At 37.0% G+C, this 19,393-nt stretch carries 20 protein-coding genes; 6 read left to right on the plus strand and 14 right to left on the minus strand.

The window, feature by feature from the left end; translation table 11 throughout:
- Positions 1–188 precede the first annotated feature (188 nt).
- From CSE16_RS11290 to CSE16_RS11305, 4 genes are all read right to left on the minus strand, one after another.
- Entirely contained in the window at positions 189–1,421 is a 1,233-nt protein-coding gene (locus tag CSE16_RS11290; RefSeq protein WP_099423994.1) for an ABC transporter permease, read from the minus strand.
- The gene (locus CSE16_RS11295; RefSeq protein WP_099423995.1) at positions 1,414–2,316 is read right to left on the minus strand and encodes an ABC transporter ATP-binding protein; all 903 of its coding nucleotides are present in this window, start codon (positions 2,314–2,316) and stop codon (positions 1,414–1,416) included. Before CSE16_RS11295 ends, CSE16_RS11290 begins: the two co-directional genes overlap by 8 nt.
- A gap of 166 nt (positions 2,317–2,482) precedes the next feature.
- Positions 2,483–4,366: an N-acetylmuramoyl-L-alanine amidase gene (locus CSE16_RS11300; protein ID WP_099423996.1), complete on the minus strand. Its 1,884-nt coding sequence runs from the start codon at positions 4,364–4,366 to the stop codon at positions 2,483–2,485.
- Positions 4,367–4,628: 262 nt separating this feature from the next.
- The gene (locus CSE16_RS11305) at positions 4,629–6,155 is read right to left on the minus strand and encodes a stalk domain-containing protein (RefSeq protein ID WP_157764798.1); all 1,527 of its coding nucleotides are present in this window, start codon (positions 6,153–6,155) and stop codon (positions 4,629–4,631) included.
- Positions 6,156–6,469: 314 nt separating this feature from the next.
- Between CSE16_RS11305 and CSE16_RS11310 the strand changes: the two genes are divergently transcribed.
- Positions 6,470–7,363 carry an EamA family transporter gene (locus tag CSE16_RS11310; protein WP_099423998.1) on the plus strand — a complete coding sequence of 298 codons (894 nt, stop codon included), beginning with the start codon at positions 6,470–6,472 and terminating at the stop codon, positions 7,361–7,363.
- Between the two features lie 238 nt (positions 7,364–7,601).
- On the opposite strand, the gene CSE16_RS11315 is transcribed toward CSE16_RS11310, so the two are convergent.
- The 4 genes from CSE16_RS11315 to CSE16_RS11330 form a co-directional block, all read right to left on the minus strand.
- On the minus strand, positions 7,602–8,465 hold the full coding sequence (locus CSE16_RS11315; protein WP_099423999.1) for a hypothetical protein: 864 nt from the start codon (positions 8,463–8,465) through the stop codon (positions 7,602–7,604).
- The gene (locus CSE16_RS11320) at positions 8,455–8,949 is read right to left on the minus strand and encodes an RNA polymerase sigma factor (RefSeq protein ID WP_099424000.1); all 495 of its coding nucleotides are present in this window, start codon (positions 8,947–8,949) and stop codon (positions 8,455–8,457) included. The genes CSE16_RS11315 and CSE16_RS11320 overlap by 11 nt, the downstream gene beginning before the upstream one ends.
- 129 nt (positions 8,950–9,078) lie before the next feature.
- Positions 9,079–9,831: a GNAT family N-acetyltransferase gene (locus tag CSE16_RS11325; RefSeq protein ID WP_099424001.1), complete on the minus strand. Its 753-nt coding sequence runs from the start codon at positions 9,829–9,831 to the stop codon at positions 9,079–9,081.
- 179 nt (positions 9,832–10,010) lie between these two features.
- Positions 10,011–10,541, minus strand: a complete 531-nt coding sequence (locus tag CSE16_RS11330) for a GrpB family protein (RefSeq protein WP_099424002.1) — start codon at positions 10,539–10,541, stop codon at positions 10,011–10,013.
- A 227-nt stretch (positions 10,542–10,768) separates the two neighbouring features.
- Between CSE16_RS11330 and CSE16_RS11335 the strand changes: the two genes are divergently transcribed.
- The 4 genes from CSE16_RS11335 to CSE16_RS11350 all read left to right on the plus strand — a co-directional run bounded on the left by CSE16_RS11335 (position 10,769) and on the right by CSE16_RS11350 (position 14,359).
- Positions 10,769–11,248, plus strand: coding sequence for a DUF2975 domain-containing protein (locus CSE16_RS11335; RefSeq protein WP_099424003.1), 480 nt, complete (start codon positions 10,769–10,771; stop codon positions 11,246–11,248).
- 12 nt (positions 11,249–11,260) lie between these two features.
- Positions 11,261–11,470: a helix-turn-helix domain-containing protein gene (locus CSE16_RS11340; RefSeq protein WP_099424004.1), complete on the plus strand. Its 210-nt coding sequence runs from the start codon at positions 11,261–11,263 to the stop codon at positions 11,468–11,470.
- Between the two features lie 308 nt (positions 11,471–11,778).
- Positions 11,779–13,194: an aspartate ammonia-lyase gene (gene aspA / locus CSE16_RS11345; RefSeq protein WP_099424005.1), complete on the plus strand. Its 1,416-nt coding sequence runs from the start codon at positions 11,779–11,781 to the stop codon at positions 13,192–13,194.
- Positions 13,195–13,507: 313 nt separating this feature from the next.
- Positions 13,508–14,359 carry a DegV family protein gene (locus CSE16_RS11350; RefSeq protein ID WP_099424006.1) on the plus strand — a complete coding sequence of 284 codons (852 nt, stop codon included), beginning with the start codon at positions 13,508–13,510 and terminating at the stop codon, positions 14,357–14,359.
- A 297-nt stretch (positions 14,360–14,656) separates the two neighbouring features.
- Here CSE16_RS11350 and CSE16_RS11355 read toward each other — a convergent pair whose 3' ends face one another.
- The 6 genes from CSE16_RS11355 to CSE16_RS11375 all read right to left on the minus strand — a co-directional run bounded on the left by CSE16_RS11355 (position 14,657) and on the right by CSE16_RS11375 (position 17,930).
- On the minus strand, positions 14,657–15,514 hold the full coding sequence (locus CSE16_RS11355; protein ID WP_099424007.1) for a hypothetical protein: 858 nt from the start codon (positions 15,512–15,514) through the stop codon (positions 14,657–14,659).
- 496 nt (positions 15,515–16,010) lie between these two features.
- On the minus strand, positions 16,011–16,310 hold the full coding sequence (locus CSE16_RS11360; protein ID WP_099424008.1) for a DNA primase: 300 nt from the start codon (positions 16,308–16,310) through the stop codon (positions 16,011–16,013).
- Positions 16,307–16,447: a hypothetical protein gene (locus CSE16_RS21385; protein ID WP_157764799.1), complete on the minus strand. Its 141-nt coding sequence runs from the start codon at positions 16,445–16,447 to the stop codon at positions 16,307–16,309. Before CSE16_RS21385 ends, CSE16_RS11360 begins: the two co-directional genes overlap by 4 nt.
- Before the next feature lie 124 nt (positions 16,448–16,571).
- Positions 16,572–16,895, minus strand: a complete 324-nt coding sequence (locus CSE16_RS11365; protein ID WP_099424009.1) for a hypothetical protein — start codon at positions 16,893–16,895, stop codon at positions 16,572–16,574.
- A 21-nt stretch (positions 16,896–16,916) separates the two neighbouring features.
- Positions 16,917–17,579: a reverse transcriptase-like protein gene (locus tag CSE16_RS11370; protein WP_099424010.1), complete on the minus strand. Its 663-nt coding sequence runs from the start codon at positions 17,577–17,579 to the stop codon at positions 16,917–16,919.
- 90 nt (positions 17,580–17,669) lie between these two features.
- On the minus strand, positions 17,670–17,930 hold the full coding sequence (locus CSE16_RS11375; RefSeq protein ID WP_099424011.1) for a metal-sensitive transcriptional regulator: 261 nt from the start codon (positions 17,928–17,930) through the stop codon (positions 17,670–17,672).
- A gap of 548 nt (positions 17,931–18,478) precedes the next feature.
- Between CSE16_RS11375 and pgeF the strand changes: the two genes are divergently transcribed.
- On the plus strand, positions 18,479–19,237 hold the full coding sequence (pgeF, locus tag CSE16_RS11385; protein ID WP_099424013.1) for a peptidoglycan editing factor PgeF: 759 nt from the start codon (positions 18,479–18,481) through the stop codon (positions 19,235–19,237).
- Positions 19,238–19,393: the final 156 nt, after the last annotated feature.

Here is a 19,393-nt window from a genome sequence, read left to right on the forward strand (position 1 = left end):
AGGTTTAAGTTTAATCCCGATTGTTCTACTTTCGTTAACTATCATTTTTTGGCTGATAAATAAGGAGTTGGCTAGAAAGATTTAAACTAGCATTCTCCAGCCTTCCAAACTCTACTAACCGAAAAAATGCCGAAACGCTGTTAAATCAACGTTTCGGCATTTTATATGATTAAACAGCTTCCAAACGATTAAGTCGTCACTTTAAACACGGTTTTAATTTTTTGTATCAAACCACCAGACGAATAAGTCAGCACGCTGCGTTTATAGAACGTTAAGCTAATTAAGTAAAGCAATAACGTTGTTGCAACTAATAGCACGAATGAAATAATTGGTTCGATGCTATTAATATCCGTTGCTCCAATACGCATTGGCATTACCATTCCAGACGTGAAGGGAATGTAAGAAAACACTTTGATTAACAGTGTATCGGGATTGCCCATGCCTGAAATCATCACGTAAAAACCGATTAAAGTCATCATGAGCGCAGGCATCATCACCTGTCCGGCTTCCTCTACTTTTGACACAAGCGAGCCAAATAATGCCCCTAATATTAAATACATTAATATTGTTCCGAATAAGAAACCAATGACGTAAAGGAAATAACCTATTGACATAGATTCTAGTAAATCCGTGACAAGCGTCCATTTTTCGCCGCCATACGTAAAGCGCAACAATAGGATAAGTGCACCAAAAATGATAGTGAATTGCGTAATGGCCACTAAAAAGACCCCGACAAGTTTCGAACGGAAATGTGTTTCAGGCTTTACGCTTACAAGTAACATTTCCAGCGCACGTGAGCCTTTTTCCGAAGCGACCTCTGTCGTAATCATAGATAAATAGGTTGCGACAAATATATATATGACAAAGCCTATTGCATATGATACAAAAATACCAGCTTGTTTTTCTTCTGTCGACTTGCCATCACTCGCCTGCTCATTTAATGTTTGCATGGAAATGATTGGCTCCGCTGATAATAATACCTCCTGTTGTTCTGCTGTTAAATCCATTTGCGCCATCGCATACATTTGGCTCATTTGACCTAAAAGACCAGAAATCGATTGCTGGTCATTAAGTGGTAGCGGGTCAAATGACGTAATAATTGCAGAAAGCTTCCCTTGGTCATCAGTAAGCGTTACATGTGCGTAATATTCGCCCTCTTCTACGTTTTTCTTCGCACTGTCCGCATCCACTACTTGCCAGTCAAATTGATCATTGCCCTGTAAAAATGGTGCCACGTCAAAATTCGTTTCATTCACAACACCTACAATTTCGGCATCATCTGAAAACAGCAGCCCTTTAATTTCCGGCCAAAAAATAAACGCGCAAATGAGTCCCAAATATAGCAGGGTCATTAAACGGAAAGTTAATGTACGCACTTTTTGTTTATATAATTGCTTTACAAGTACGGAAAATTTAGACAAGAACCGCACCTACTTTCTCTTTGAATATTTCATGAAGGGATAAATAATCAAGGCTGAATTTCTCAATGTACTGCCCATTCGAAAAATGCTCGAATAGCGTGCGTGCATAGGATTCATCCTCTAACGTTAACACCGCATGACCGTCGCGATCATAACCCACTTGCTTTACCCCTGGCAGCTTTTCAAGTTCGATTTGTGCCAGATCCGTTTGCACCGTTAATTTCGTTTTGCCATACTGCTTTTTCAAATCGATTAATGAACCTGAAAACAGTGCTTCCCCGCGCTTTAATAGGCATAAATGATCGCATAATTCCTCGACATTATCCATTTGATGACTTGAAAATAAAATCGTCATCCCTTGCTCCTTTAAATATAAAATTGCATTTTTCAAAAGCTCCATATTCACCGGGTCCAGTCCACTAAACGGTTCATCTAAAATTAAAAATTGTGGGCGATGAAGGAAGCTCGCAATAAGTTGCACTTTTTGCTGATTTCCTTTTGATAATGTTTCGGCCTTGTCGTTACGTTTTTCTTGTAACTCAAAACGCGTAATCCAAAAATCTATTTCCTTTTTTAGTGTCTCTTTATCCATTCCGCGCAACTCTCCAAAGAAATATAGCTGATCCTCAACTTTCATTTGTGGAAAGATGCCGCGTTCTTCTGGTAAATATCCTAAAATATCACGATTAATTTTCTTAATCGGTTTTCCGTCCCACATAATCATGCCTTCTGTTGTATCTTGCAAATCCAAAATCATGCGGAATGTTGTCGTTTTCCCCGCTCCATTTTGACCAATTAAACCAAAAATTTCGCCTTTTGAAATAGTAAACGTTAGATCCTGCACCGCAGTAAAATCTTTATAACGCTTTGTTACACGTTCTAACTGTAAAGTCATCAGTCTCCCCCTAAATTTCATGAAGTATTTCTTTTTATCTTCATTTAAGCAATGTTGAATGATTTATTAAAAAGCAACCCAATCCTTACCCATTATAAGGAAATTTAAACATTTACACAACAAAAAACCTGTCAAATTCCAATTGGAATTTGACAGGTTGATCTACTTACTTTGAATAATACTGCACAATACCATTGTAGATCGATTGCGCAAAAATTTCTGCATACTTATCGTTTATAAGCTTTTCTTGATCTGATGGGTTCGTAAGGAAGCCAAGTTCTACTAGCACAGATGGGATAATCATATTACGTATCACATAAAACGGACCTTCTTTGACACCACGGTCTTTCATATTCGCGTTTTTAACAATTTCATTATTAATATATTTCGCTAATAATTTATCCTCTTCAAATTGGTCACCAGTGGAAACATTATAGTACGTTTCTGTGCCACTAGCTGAAGAAGATGAAGCGGAATTGACATGAATGCTGACAAAAATTTCCCCGTGCTTTGCTTTTGTGAAAGCGACACGGTCTTCTAGCGTCGGATACGTATCACCCGTTCTAGTCATATGAACCGTCGCGCCGGCAGCCTCTAACTTTTGACGCACTAAATTTCCAACTTTAAGCGTAATCGCTTTTTCAGTATGTCCATCTTTCCCAGTACCTGGATCTTTCCCACCATGCCCTGGGTCAAGGATAATGACACGATTTTTTACAGCACTACCTGCTTGATTGATGAGCTTGATATACGATTTATGCACATAGCCTGTTTGACCATTTGCCGTCACCTTTGCCCAAAAACCAGAAATCGAGTGAACCGATACCATCGAACCTTTCGATAATGTTGCGATCGCTTTCGAACTACCATCTGCTGATTCACGCATGTTTAAACCGTTGACTGTCACTTTCCCCATTAGGTTTGAATCATCCGGAATTGGATCAGGTTTTGGCGTTGGTTCTGGGTTTTCGTCACCATTATCAACAGTTGTCGTGCTTTCCTTCATAATATACCCCGGTAAACCATCGATTGTTGTCAAATAATAGCCGCCACTTTCTTTATAAACCGAAACCGTCGCATCTTTTGCAACTGTACCTATTTTTTTCGAGCTTGAAGTCGCTTTAACATACACATTTAATGTTTCATTTGCGGTAACTTCTTTTATGGCAGCACCGATTGGATTACCGTTACTGTCCAAATATTTTGTGTAAGATTTACTCACATAGGCATACTGACCTTGGTAAGAAACTTTTAGCCAGCTACCTTCAATCGCATAAACCGAAAGCTTGCCGCCCGTATTCACTTTCCCTAACACAGTCGCGTTTGTATTAGGTTTCGTGCGTACATTTAATCCATCGGTTGTCACAGCAATTGTGCCAATGACTTGAGACGTATCCACTTTCTCTGGAATTTCCGGTAAATCTAAACGGAATTTATCACTTTTCGCACGTGCGATAAAAGATGCAAACTGCGCACGTGTCACTGCACTTTTCGGCATGTACTTTCCATCACTACCGTTTGTTATACCGTTATAATAAATAGCTTTAATAGATGAAGCATATGTATTTGTTGCAGGAACATCAGGAAATACCATTGGTAAACTTTGATAATCCTCTACATTTATATCAAACGCTTTTGCTAAAACATAACTCATTTCTTCACGTGTTAATGGATCATTTGGATAAAATTTAGTCGATTTCTTTTCGAAAATTCCAAGCTGAATCGCACGCTCTACGTAACCAGAAATTTCTGTACCAGCTTTTACATCGGTAAAGGAAGATTTGCTCACTTTTAGTGGTTCATAACCTGCAGATATCACAACCATTTTTGCAGCATGTCCACGCGTAACACTAATATTTGGCTTGTAGTAAGTCTTTCCATTTTCATCATAGCCTCTAATCGCACCAAGGCTGATCAAGTACTGAATTTCATCATAAGCGGGATGGGTTGTCGCAACATCTACAAATTTGACGTTAGCCGAAGCTGGGTTAACCACTATCGTACAAACAAGGAGAATCGCAACAAAGAATGTAATTAATTTTTGTTTCATTGTTTTTTTGTTCCTTTCTTAACTGTTCACTAGTTATTGTATAGGAGTGAATGCTAAATTCATATAGGTAAAATGGTAATAAACATCAAATTCTTGTTACATTCCAGTTACAAATCCATTACATTTTACATTTACTGTAATTGAATATATAAATTGGGCCAACATCGTAATATCGGAATGATTTCCAAGTGGGTTTCAACGAAAAAACATGAGAATCACCGTTCGATTCTCATGCAATCATTGTGAAACAAAATTAAGTAGCTTAGTTTAATAATTGTAAGGCAAAGTCGTATTCTACATACGTTTTACCTGATTCAAGTAATGCAGGCGCTACTTCAAATTGTGCTAAAGCGCGGTTATGTCCGTACATTTTTTCTCCACGTGTAATTGTGTATGATAATGCACCTTTTGAAACAATTGCACCTGTTTTTGTCGTTGTCGTGTCTACTTTAAATCCTAAGCCTTCTGCAACGATACGTAGTGGCACCATTACTTTGCCATCAACTTCATAAAAATCTTTGTTGATTAGCTTTGCAATTTCGGCATCCATTTCATTTGTTTCTACTACTACTGCTGCTTTTTCTTCAGTAGATGTATTTTCTTTCTTTTCTTCAACAACCGTTTCATTCGTTTCATTTGGGAAAACTACAATTTTTTCTGGTGTTGTTTGTGCAGGTATGCTACGTGTTGTCACGCCGTAGAAAACAATCGCGTGATGATTTTCTAAAAGTGCTTCTTTTGCTACTTTTTCACCTTTTTCATTAACAATTACTGTTTCGTTACTAATGTTTAATTTTAAATCGTTTTCTTTATTGATGAAACCTTCATTGAAATCTGTTACAACAACATTTGTCGGTGATTTTTCATCCTCTACAATAACTACCGCTGGGCTGTATTGTGGTGGGAAAATTAGAATCATAGGTTGATTAGTAGAAACAAATAGTGATACTTTATCACCCTTTTTCAGCTCTACTTTATTCCCTTTTTTATCTAATACTATTGTATTTTTGTCAGTTCTAAAATTGAATGGGTTATTTTCATCCGTTACACTGAACTGGATTGTGCCATCTGCTTGCTTTTCAGCTGAGCTAATTGCCCCTTTTACATTCATGAATGGCGCAACTTCAGTCATTGGACTCTCTTCAGTAGCATCATTATCATTGTTTGAGAATACGATAATTTTTTCCGGTGTTGTTTGTGCTGGAATGCTGAATGTTGAGAATGTATAAAAGACAATTGCGTCATTACCAGCTAGTGCTTCCTTGCCTACTTTTTCACCTTTTTCATTAACAATCACTGTTTCGTCACCAATATTTAATTTTAAATCTTGGTCTTCACTTAAAAGTTCTTCATTAAAAGTAGTCACTTTCACTGAACTCGCTACTTCCTCATTCTCTACAATAATCACGGCAGGGTTATATTGTGGTGGATAAATCGAAAGCATTGGCTGATTCGCATGTGTATAAATCGAAACTTTATCGCCTTTTTTCAGCTGCACTTTATTTCCTTTTTTATCGAAAACAAGTGTCTCTTCATTTGTTGTGAAATTAAATGGATTATTTTTATCCGTTGTGCTGAAAAATGTTTGGTCTTTGCGATTTTCAATAGCACCGATTGTTCCTTGCATGTGCATAAATGAAGTGGCTTGGTTAATTTCCTTTGTTTCCTCACTTGTTGGTACTTCGTTTGGTTTTGGTGGTGACGTTGCGCCTGCTGTTACTGTTCCTAATAATAATACAGATAGTGCTAATGGTGTAATACGTTTCATATTCATATTCATTTTTGTCATTCCTCTCCTCGTTTTCATTAAATTAGTAGTATATTACGTAAAAAGGTTACACCTATTTTGAATTTTTTTATTTTATGGATTTAGGACACCAAGATGTTGGTCACTCTGGCGTCGCGGCATTCTTTGCCAGAATTTCACTGTTCAGCGCGCATTGAAACAATTGCTGAAACAATACGGACACATCAGTCGACTGATTATTAATATAGGTAGACTTTGTCTGCTGAACAAAGATAAATTGGTATTAACCAACTGCATATAGTATTCCGACAGAACTTTCGGTAAAATGAAAATATTACTAGATAAAGAGGTTCGGCATGAAAAATAAAAGATACATTGGATTTATACTTGTTATAACAGGGTGCTTTTTTTGGGGAATTGGTGGAACGGTTGCCCAGCAGTTATTCTCCGAAGGCATTGAGGTAAGCTGGCTTGTATCAACTCGCCTACTCATTGCGGGGACATTATTATTAGGTACGCAAGCGATTTTTAAAGATCGCAAACAAATACTCGCTATTTGGCAGCAAAAATTCACCGCATTTCGCCTTGTCATTTTCGCGATTGTTGGGATGCTTGCGGTGCAATATACGTATATGGCTTCGATTAAAGAGGGCAATGCTGCGGTCGCTACATTGCTTCAATATTTAGCGCCAGTCATGATTATTGTGTACGTAGCATTACGCGGTCATTCGAAATTTACGAAAAAAGATGCGATTACGATTGTTCTCGCATTATGCGGAAGCTTCTTTTTATTAACAAATGGGTCCCTTTCCGCGCTTGCGGTTCCGATGCCAGCCATTATTTGGGGGCTGTTATCTGGGGTGAGCCTTGCCTTTTACACACTTTATGCCATTCCACTACTTAAGCAATTTGATTCACTCGTAGTTGTTGGCTGGGCAATGACGCTAGCCGGTACGACGATGAGTTTCTTCCACCCACCGTGGCAAGTGGATGTGGGCAGTTGGACAGCATCAACCGTTATTTACCTCGTTATTGTTATCATTTTCGGGACGATGCTGTCGTTTTGGTTTTACATTGAAAGCTTGCAAACATTAACAGCAAAGGAAACGAGCCTCCTTGGCAATGTCGAGCCACTTACTGCGGTACTCGCAACGGTCATTTGGCTACACGAACCGTTTGGCATATTCCAATGGTTCGGCACGTCCTTTATTTTATTTATGATGGTTTATATTGCGTTAAAGTCGGATTAAAAATGTCGAGTGAAATGCCCCTTCTGTAAAATTAGAAGGGGCGTTTTGATCAATAACGCCTCGGCGTTATTGCGTCCAGATTTTTTTCGAGCTCGCTCGAAAAACTCCCCTAAAAAATCTGTGACATCCGCCGGGGCAATAACTTGATTCAATTGGGGTTAAACCAACACTCAATATAATGGCATATTTAACATTCATCCCTCACTTATAAAAGTAGGGGGATTTCTGCTGAAACAAGTTATAATTTGAGGATATAAATAATTAGCAGGATTGTTAATGCAAATGCTTTATATGATTCAATTTTTACAATGATATATGTTTTTGAATGACGTCGGATGATTTTCAAGATGATATAGCCATACAAAATCGCCAACACAATTAGAAATGGCTTATATAAAGGGCCAACAAAAGCACTGTATGCAAATACACCTGCAAGACTCGCCAGAATTAAGACCATATATCCCCAGTTATTCCCTACTGGATTTTCTACTTTAATCTTTCGACGCTGATAATAAGCCCATGCTAAAAGGTTTATTGCAATAATGCCTAAAGGTAAAATTATATAATATGAATTTATTTTAGGCTTATAAAGCAATTGAAAAGCCTCCCCAAAAAGTGCTCCATCACCTTTATAATAAATCCCATTATCCACATCGTATAATGAAACATTAGACATTTGGTAACGGTGTTGCTCATTATTTCGCACGACAATTACATCAACAATATGGTCACCCAAATAGCCCTTTTCCATTTTTTCCATCGTCTCAATTTGTTTAAAAAAGGTGGTTATTGTGTCATTCTTAATTTCCTGAACACCTCTATATAACGTAGAAGTTCGCGCGCGGAACTGATCTTCCTTCCCACCAAAATACGTGTAAATATGCTGAATTTCATTATTAGTTGCTTGGTTTGTTTGTGATGTTCCCGTCACTAGTAAAAAGAAAGCAACACTACAAATCGCCACGATCATCGCGATATCCTTCCACACATTTCCCCGCTTTTTTGGTGCAGCTTGCCTGATGATTGAAGACCGGATTTTTCCTTTTATTTGCTCATCCTCAGGTAAATTATTTAAATGCGCTAGCTCTTTCTCAATATCCATCTCGCTCACCTCCTAATAGCTGCTCCAATGCCTTCAGTGCACTACGTTGTGTATTCGCCACTTTCATCGCTGGAATGCCCATAATTTCACATGTTTCTTGAATGGATAATTCCTCGATTTTCCGGTAAATTAATACTTCGCGCTGAACAGGCTTTAACTTTTGCAACGCTTCATAAAGTACTTTTCGATTTTCCGATTGCAAAATCCAATCATGTGGGACATAGATCATTTCTTCTTGCTCATGTGATTTTGTAAATGGTAACCATTGAATTAATGCTTTTTTACGATAATGATCATATACAATATTGCGGGCAATTTGTCGAATATACGTTGTGATAGTTGCCTCATGACGAAACGTACTTTTGTACACCCGGAGAAATGTTTCTTGTGTTAAATCCTCCGCCAACTCGGCATTCGTCACCATGTAGCGTATGTATTGGTATATTTTTTGGAAATGTTGCTCATAAATTTTTTCAAAGTCCATGGCTTTCACCTCTCTTACTTATTAAGACGAACGAGTGGAGAAAATTTGTAAATAAAGAATGAATTATTTTTGTTCAGCAAAAAACTTAAAAAAGGTGCATCCCTTTTTTGTAGGAATACACCTTCTTCATTATTCAATATCAGTTTTCAGTGCATTGTATTGAAATCCGATAAAACGATACCCCTGTTTAACGTACATATCTTTTGGCGTATCTTCCCCATCCGCCACTAAAATAATCGTTTTTTCTTCGTGGTGTTTCATAACGAATTGCTGAATTTTTGAACCAATCCCTTGTCGCTGAAATGACGGCAGTACAAATAAATTGTCTATTTCCGCTGTTTGATCACGCACAATGACATCGGTTGAACCAACTACCTGACCATCTATAATGGCGACAATTTGCTGTTTTCGTTTGTCACGAAAATCCTTTTTCAACATCTCATGCTTCGACAGTGCATACGACTCTCCCCATTGCTTTGCTTCCTCATATTGGATCGTACTGTATGCCTGCAATGTTTCCTCTGAAACAAATTGGATTTTGGCGGAGCAAATGACATCCGCGGAAAACGTTTTCGGTTTCACCGCATACATTTCCAAAGTGCCCAAGTCGTACTGCTGTTCTGTTAAATACGCTACAAGCACATCCGGAATTTTTTCATCCTGAGGGAAAACAAATTTCACATGCTTTTGCCCGCGTGCGAGATGTGTTTCCTTCATATACGTTTCCACCTGCTTGAGCGTTTCGAGCGTAGGCATTTCTTTCCACTTAATGAAATTTCCATCATACATATCAACCACTTCCATAAACGCAAGATGGCTAAATTCGTTTGTTTCTTTTTCAATGATTCCAGGATTATAAATATTGCTAAATGTTAAATTCATTTTATACCTCTCCTAAATTTTATTGATTTCTAATAAGTCCTACTTGGTAAAATATGTACCAAAATAAATTTCATTGAATAGCCATTATACCATACATTATTGTAATAATTACCCATATTTTCTGACACTTTATTTCTTCATTATGCAGGGTAATAATCCAAAAATTTTTACCACTAAGCTTAATAACAATCTTTCTTCTGTATTGCCCATTCTTTCGCTTTAGAAACTATCTCGTTGAGGAACTGTTGTTTACCTTCTTGATATTTATAATGTTCGTTAGGAAACCGCTTTGCTAAATCCACTTTTAAATCTCCATATTTTTTAGCTTCTAAAGGGTGATTTATTAAATATTGTTTAAACTGTAAATGAATATTTATGTTTTCATTTCCAACTTGGAAAATATGTAGATGATGCGTTCTGTTTTCTTTACCCTTCGAAAAATATCTTCTGCCAATAATCCCATTTTCGCCTTTTGGTACGTAACCCAATGCCACCATTTCTCTTGTGTAAAAATCAACTTGATCAATATCCTTTACAACTATTAAAATATCAATAATCGGTTTTGCAAAGCCTATAGTTGGTACAGATGTACTTCCAATATGAAAAATATTTATTAATTCATCCTTCAATACTTCTTTGATTATTACTTCTTCTAGTTTGAATAATTTTCCCCACTCTTCCGTCCAAGCTAAAATTTCAGTTTTCCTCAAAATTAGTTCCCTCTTTTCTATTTAACACTTAAACATATAACTCACTGACATAATTAACATTCAACCAGCAATAATTTAAATTTCCACATAAAAAATTTGAAATCCTTCTAAATAAAATGATGGAATCGCTTTAATGTCGCCTATTCACGAAAAACAACAATAATTTATTGATAATCAATAAACGTTGTGTTAAATTCAATTCATACATTAGAAATGAGGTGCTTTACATGAAAAAACAAACGATTTTTTTAAAGTTGACATTGATTTTGTTCGCCATACCCGTGCTCGCATTATGTATTTTTGGGATGCCAGCGATGACAGAGGAGCTCTCCGTAAGTTATTTGAAAATGCCAATATTACAATATCCTGTTTTAATTGGCATATATGCGACAGCTATAGCCTATTTCGGTGCGCTCTATCAAGCATTCAAGCTATTAACATTGATTGATCGAAATGAAGCCTTTTCAAATTTATCGGTCGTTGCACTAAAAAAAGTGAAATATTGCGCTTATACAATTAGTGGGCTTTATTTTATGAGCCTTCCACTTTTTTATGTTATTGCCGATAAAGATGACGCGCCAGGACTCATTTTTGTAGGCGTTGCTTTTATTATAGCTGCAATGGGTATCGCTATTTTCGCTACAATTTTGCAAAAATTATTAGAAAACGCAATTGAAATGAAATCAGAAATCGAATTAACTGTCTAAGGAGGGAAAACAATGGCCATAATTATTAATATCGATGTGATGCTCGCAAAAAGGAAAATGACCGTCACAGAACTTACGGAGCAGGTTGGAATTACGATGGCGAATTTATCCATACTAAAAAATGGCAAAGCAAAAGCCATCCGTTTCTCCACTTTAGAGGCGATTTGCAAGGCACTTGATTGTCAGCCAGGCGATATTTTAGAATATCAACCTGACAATTAAGACCATTTATTATTCGCGAAATATTTCGATTAATCAGTAATAACCCTCCAGTAAGACTCGCCTCAAACGAAATAAATTATACTTGATTAAACATCTACCTTTTCTACAAAATATGACGTATAATGTAGTTGTTTGTCCCGCATGAGCGGGCAGCAGCTTTTCATTTCTAATAATTGAAATTAAAAGATGAACTGCCCGTAAAGGCCCGATTGGTGAATTGTAACAATTGACGAAGGTAGATTTTACCTTTCATCAACTGCCCATTCACATTAACAATATTATTCAATTCTCTTGGAGGGTTTGTACAGATGAGTACACGTATTGAAAAAGACTTTTTAGGCACATTAGAAATTCCAAAGGACGCTTATTATGGCGTGCAAACAAAGCGGGCATTAGAAAACTTCCCGATTACCAATATGACAATGCACCCTGAATTAGTGCGTGCATTCGCGATTGTTAAAAAAAGCTCGGCACTTGCCAATGCAGCGATTGGACAATTAGACGAAAAAATTGCCAATGCCATCGCACAAGCTTCTGATGATATTTTAGAAGGCCAATATCATGACCAGTTCGTAGTCGATCCAATTCAAGGTGGCGCTGGTACTTCAATGAACATGAATGCAAATGAAGTCATTGCTAACCGCGCATTAGAAATTATAGGCGAAGAAAAAGGATCTTATTCTATTATTAGTCCAAACAGCCACGTAAATATGGCGCAATCAACAAATGATGCGTTCCCAACAGCGATTCATATCGCAACGGTGGCAACATTAAATAAATTAATCGTAGCAATGGAAAATATGAAAGAAAGCTTCTTAAAAAAGGCTGTTCAATTTGATTCCATCGTAAAAATGGGTCGTACACACTTACAAGATGCTGTACCAATTCGTCTTGGACAAGAATTCGGAGCTTATGCAGCAGTTATTACTCGCGATATCGTACGTATTAAAAATGCAAGACAAACAATGTTGCAAATTAATATCGGAGCAACTGCGATTGGAACAGGATTAAATGCGGATCCAGCATATATGACGCTTGCTGTGAAAAATATTGTTGAGTATAGTGGATTCCCATTCACTAAAGTAGATAACTTAGTTGACGGTACGCAAAATACCGATTCATATACTGAAGTTTCAGCAATGCTAAAAATCGCAATGGCGAATATGTCAAAAATTTCTAACGACTTACGTTTAATGGCTTCTGGCCCGAAAACAGGCTTCAGTGAAATTCGCTTACCAGAGCGCCAACCAGGTTCTTCAATTATGCCAGGGAAAGTAAACCCTGTTATGCCAGAACTCATTAACCAAATTGCTTTCCAAGTAATGGGCAATGATGTGACAATTACAATGGCTTCTGAAGCAGGTCAATTCGAGTTAAACGTAATGGAACCAGTTTTAGTGCATAATTTATTACAATCAATCGAAATTATGACAAATGGTTTCACTGTATTTACGACACACTGCTTAGAACATATCGAAGCAAATGAAGGCCGTATGCATGACTATGTAGAAAGCTCAATCGGTGTTGTAACAGCATTAGCACCTCATTTAGGCTATGAGCGTTCAAGCCAAATTGCCCGCGAAGCTTTGCATAGCGGTAAATCAGTTCGTGAGCTTTGCCTAGAGTACAAGTACTTCACAGTAGAGCAATTAAACATCATCTTAAATCCATTCGAGCTAACGCAACCAGGTATTGCTGGCGAAAAAGGATTAGCTTCACTATAATAATCAATTCATTATCAAAGGACATCTCTCGATTCATTGCAATCGGGAAGTGTCCTTTTTTTAGATTTTTTCGAATATGGGACAATTTTGTTATCCATTTTGTGTCATTACAATCGGCGATAATAACCGATGCAAAATGTTCTAGATTATTGCTAGTAGGTCTTCATGCGTCTAACAATTCCATTGAGCATAACGAATCCATTACTTTACAATTTTAATACATTTAAACATATATACCCTATTATAATGTATAGTTAGAGTAAATTTTAAAGTTAAGCACTATTAGAATGTAAGTTGGAGGAGGAGATAAACATTGAGAAGAATTATTTTATCCACTGAGAGCGGAGCCGATTTGCCGGAATTTTTAGCCAACAAACATGATGTACAAGTAGTACCAATGCATGTAATCATGGAAAATCAGGATTTTTTAGATGGTCATCTATCCGTACAAGAAATTTATGATTTTTATGATCGCACAAAAAAGATACCATCAACATCTGCCACTAATGTCCATGAGTATCATGAGCTTTTTAAGAAAATTAGAGAGGATTTCCCTGATAGTATCATTATTCATATTGGTTATACGTCAAAGGCATCTGCTTCCTTTCAAAATGCGTTAATTGCAGCGGAAGATTTTAAGGACCTATTTTTAATTGATGCTTTGAACGTAACAGGTGGATTAACTGCAATTGTGATGTATGCCGTTACTTTGCTAGAGAAAGAACCTACGATTGACCCTATTCTCTTAATAGAAAAAATTAAAACCAAGATACCTAAATCAAGACTTGCTTTCATTCCTGGTAGCTTAGATTTTTTAAAAGCAGGTGGCCGAGTAAGTAATTTAGCTTATCTCGGAGGTGCTTTGCTGAAAATTAAACCATGCATTGAATTAGTTGAGGGAAAGCTTGTCTCCACTAAAAAATATCGTGGAAATATGAGCACTGTTGCTGAAAAGCTACTGCGTGATTATTTAAATCAATATGAAATTGATAGACAACAAATATACTTTATATTCTCAATTGGATTTAGTGAACATATCAAGCAACGAATTAATGAAATTGCCAAAGAAACTGGATTCGAAAATATAACGTGGATCCAAGCTGGTGCTATGATTTCTACTCATTCCGGTCCTGGAGGATTTGGGATTGCAGGAATAGAAGTTTAACTTTGTATACAGTGTATTAAATATATTAAAAGGATTGAACGATAAGAAGATGTCTTTTGTTTTATATTAATTAATTTGGGTTTAGCGTCAGGAAAATGTGGATTTGCACCAATGAGGAAGTTTCAGGCATTGAACCATTCATCTCGAATTCATAAAAGGATTGAGCTCTCGGACATATTAAACATCGAGACGGGCGATTCCACGTCTCGATTCGTCTAAGAGCTCATTTTTTGTGTTTTTTAAGAATACAAGCATAAAATGACCCACAAAATAAAAACTCCAATTCTTATATGTCCCCTACTCCAACTCACCCAATACCATTTTTGCTGATAACGTCAGCAAGTCCATATCCTCTATCCTAAAATCTGTCCCGAAGAAGATTTGATGTTCGAAGCGATTGGTTTTGCGATTGAACCTTACTTCGCCGATTGCTGTAAAGGCGGTTTCTGAATTTTGATCGGCTAAGTGTTGGATGACAGCAAATTTATTTAAGTAGCTGCTATTTTTGGATTCTGCGGTAAATGATCGCTCAAATACAATATCAATCTCTTTGTCACTTTCTAGAAGCGTAATCTTTGCGACATCTTTTATTAGCTCTACTTTTTGAACAAAGCCCATGACGAGCTTATGTTTCCCTACATCATTTGCATTGATCATTGAGACGTATTTTCTTCTTAATGGTGGTCTCTTTCTCTCTAGACTTTGTAAAATTTCATCATTAAACAATTTAGTTTGGATCCCTGTGACTCTTCTGCGTCTTGAGAGTGTCGGTTTTTGGACAACCACTGTTGTTCTATTTCTCGTTTTTAAGTTGGGTAGCTCTTCTTCTGGAAATCTCATAGCCCGGTAAGCCCTACTTAATGCTACTTGACGGCGTTGGAATTCAAATCCATCCGTTACATCTGCAAATTGATAATCTCGGTCCACCCATCTTCTTTCAATATGATACACACAACTCTCAAGATGCAAGTGATATTTCCATGTCCGGAAATGAGCCCTGTCACTATTTATATATAGTAGCTTTGCTGGACAACCAGGTGTCGGGCAATATAAAAAACCACGGAAATTAGTATCATACAGCAGCTTGGAAACTTCCTGAATGTTGACTAGCTTCTCCTCTGCATTTTTAACAAGCCTTGCATCAGCAATTAGCAAATTAAATCACCCTTTACTCATTCGTATTGGATTACAAAAGATGTCTGATTTTATGTATGTGGTCGTTCAAGTTTATTAGTTATATACATTATTTTACATCATAATAAGCAAGTAGTTTTAATATTTTTTACTTAAATTTCAAAGCTATAAATTTAAAAAATTATATTACATTCACTTTTCACTAACTTGACAAGCCAAATATTTATTTTCATAACTAATGGGGCATATTTAACAGTTTATTCCTATTCTAATAGCCTTTATTACATCCATTTTTATTCTATTTGTAGAATACGATTTTGAGTCTGAATTAATCGGTTTTTCTCAGCAAGTATATTTCAAATTATGAAAATGTAAAATCATTATTTCTTATTTTTCCACTGTTTTCGCTTTTCTCTTTCATCTTGAAAAAGCGACGTACTATTCCGAAAACCGACTATGATTCCTAACAAAAAAGACATCCACTCTCATATGTAGCGAGTGGATGTCTTTTCAAAATTTAATAAAACAATTTTTCCTTTGCCATTGAAATAGCACGCTTGCTTACTTCTAAACGGTCGCCATCTGCATTTACCTTTACGACTCCATTTACTTCATCAAAAATGGATTTGAGTTCAGCCTTCGTTTTGACACCAACCATAAGTGGGCCTTTACTCGGCGTAGCTCCCCCTATCTTATCTTCATTTGACGAAACGGCTTCATTACCTATTTTCGGAAATGGGATCGTTTGCTCTGGCTGTGTTTTGCGTCTTGTTTGATTACTGAGCCCTGTACTGCCTGCCCCAACGGAACGAATCATTGTGAATCTCCTTCTTTCTTATGTTGCTCTATGTATTGCTGCTGTTTCACCTTATCTGCACGGATGTAAGTTACTTCTGCCTGTATGAGCATGTAAAGTACTAATCCTACTATGAGTGCTATTATAATTATACCCAACTCACACCCTCTTCTCTACTATCGAAATTTCAAAAATAATAGTTTACTTCACGCCTTTTCCTTCATTCCGTTCTTAACTAGTGCGTAACCACCGATTGCAATGAGCACATTAATGGAAAGGTTTTTATAAATTTTTATCGCTTAATTGAAAATGAGTATCCCGAATGGCGTAGTATGTATAGTTTGCATAGCTATCTTGTAGGTGTAGCGGCATATAACCAAACATCGGTTGATCATACTGCGGGTTAAATTGCCTCCCGTTAATTTCAATCCAAGCAATTTGATTTTCTTCCTGAAGATTCGTCAAGACCGCGCTCGTAAGCGAACGATAATCTTCACTGTAATCGACCGTCAAAATGATTGGCTCAATTTCCTTCGACTTCGCATACCAAATGCTACCAATTTGAAGAATCGCAAGAAACGCTAATATTCCGGCAATTCTCTTCAAAGCCTTCCCCCCAATGGATGCTTATTTTTTCCGAATTTCACGTTGCGCATGAATCGTCGTCCCTGCAAGTGCTTGATTGGCTAGCTGATCTGCTTCGTCATTTTTCGCTCGTTCAATATGCGTATAAATTGGCTTAATTCCTAATTGTCCAAGCTTGTGTTCAATGCGATCCGCCCATTTAGAAAGTGCGTTGTCTGTCACTGCCCATTCACCATTCAATTCCTTGATGACTACTAGTGAATCGCCAAAAATCGCCACTTCCTGATGATGCACACCAAGCTCGTCGAATAATTCCAAAGCAAAATAAAGGGCTGCATATTCCGCCTCATTATTAGAAACTAAATAGTCCGCTTGCTGATTGACTCTTAAGCGGTAATTTTTCGCATTTTGCTGAAAATAAATGACTGCACCAAGTCCAGCGCGTTGTTCTTCACGATTAAAACCACCATCAAAATAAACAGCCACGTCATGCGGCTCCGTTTCCATTTCGGTTAAATACTTTTTCAATTCCTTCAATGTCCATGTACTATCCTGTTCATCCGTTAAAATCACTTGTTTGACCCGACCCGTTTTTTGCATATCCTCAACAAGTGTATACACATGTGCAGCAGGTAACGGCTCACTTTTAAAAACAGTTTGCTGTTTTTTCGCAGATACATAATGCCATTCAATGGATAATTTCAAAATACCATCCCCTTACTCATTAATTTGGAAGAAATATCGAACATTGCCCCGCATGAAAGGTTCTTTCTGTATGAAAAAAGCCGTCTAAAATTAACGGCTTTTTACTAATAAGTTTACGGCTTGTTGTATTGAATCATTCATTTTTTCTTCGTCGCCTTCGCTTTCACGTACACAGGTCACTAAATTTTCACTAACAATGACACCAATTGTACGATCAACACCTGAACGGACTGCCGACAGCTGTGTAATAACATCTTTACACTCTTGCCCCTCTTCCATCATGCGCAGTATCCCTCGAATTTGACCTTCTATGCGTTTTAAACGACTTTTTGTTTTTGAATCGTATTCCATTGTTTATCACTCCTTACCTATCACTATTATTATACAGTATCCCCTAGAGGTATCTAGTTAATTCTACTGATTTGTTGGGAATGCTTCGTAAACACAAAAATACAGCAAATAAAAGACAGCATCATGATGGAAAATAGTGGGAATACAACGCTCAGCATTTCCTTACTAAAAAGTGGAACATTAAGCACAAACGAATAGATAAAGCCTTGTAAATAGACGAAAACAATAACAGTTATGAAAAAAATGCTACGCTTCAGTAACCCTTGGAGATAATAAACGAATAAATAAAACGGTAGACAAAATATACAATAGGTAGGGAAACCATAAAAAATAACGATGATAAACAATTCAAAGGGAAACGAATTAGCACCGCCCTTGCCAAAAAGCATTAAATAAATTGCCAATAGCCCGATTAAAAAAGGCAGAAGCGAAGAAATTAAAACCTGTATCAGTCGCATTCTATCACCTACTTTTTTCCTTTATTTTAACAAATTCAATTCAACTATACAAAAAACGACCGATGCGATATAGTACAGATGGTGATGAAAATGAAGCAAAAATTTTATGTTCAAAATGAAAAGATAATCGCAGGTATTACACTTAAGGATGCCGCATTCGCAGAACAAAATAATATGGCATTCAATGTTTGCCAAAACAAAATCACGGTACTAGAAAATCGACAACAGCTTGCCGATGTGCTGCAAACGGATGTAAGCCAATTTGTTTGTGCTAACCAAACGCATAGTGCCAATTTTTTAAAGGTGGAAAAACAGCATATCGGTTTGGGTGCTCATGATTATGAAAGCTCCGTTTTAAATACCGACGCCCTTTACACGTATGAAAAAGATACTGTCATTAGCAGTTTTACAGCAGATTGTGTACCCGTGCTCTTTTACAATCCGAAAATCGAATTAATTGGAGCAATTCACTCCGGCTGGCAAGGCTCTGTTAAGGAAATTACGCGCCATTTATTCGAGCACTTAAAGACGAATGAAGCTTGTCATATGAATGATTTACACGTTTTTATCGGTCCTGCACTCAGTCAGGAGAAATTCGAGGTGGACGCCGATGTGTATGAACAATTCAAAGCACTTGGCTATGCGGAGGATTTCATGTATTACAATGAGGCATCGAATAAATATCATATTGACAACCAATTGACCGTGCAAAAGCAATGCGAATTAGCTGGTGTTCCCGCTGCCAATATCCAAATCGATCCGATGTGTACGTTTTTAAACGAATCCGGTTTTTCCTATCGACAATCGAAACAAGCAGGACGCCATTTAAGCTTTATTATGCAAAAATAACTAAAATGAAAATGCTATTTTGACCGCGGTCGGAATAGCATTTTTTCTATTTCGTATGGAATTCCCTCATACTTAAGGGAAATGAAGCTTAAATTTCCCAAAAACAGGAAACTTTCTTCACTCCTAATTCGTATTAATGATAAAGGGAGGGATTTT

The sequence above is a fragment of the Solibacillus sp. R5-41 genome (genome assembly GCF_002736105.1).
Taxonomy (GTDB): domain Bacteria; phylum Bacillota; class Bacilli; order Bacillales_A; family Planococcaceae; genus Solibacillus.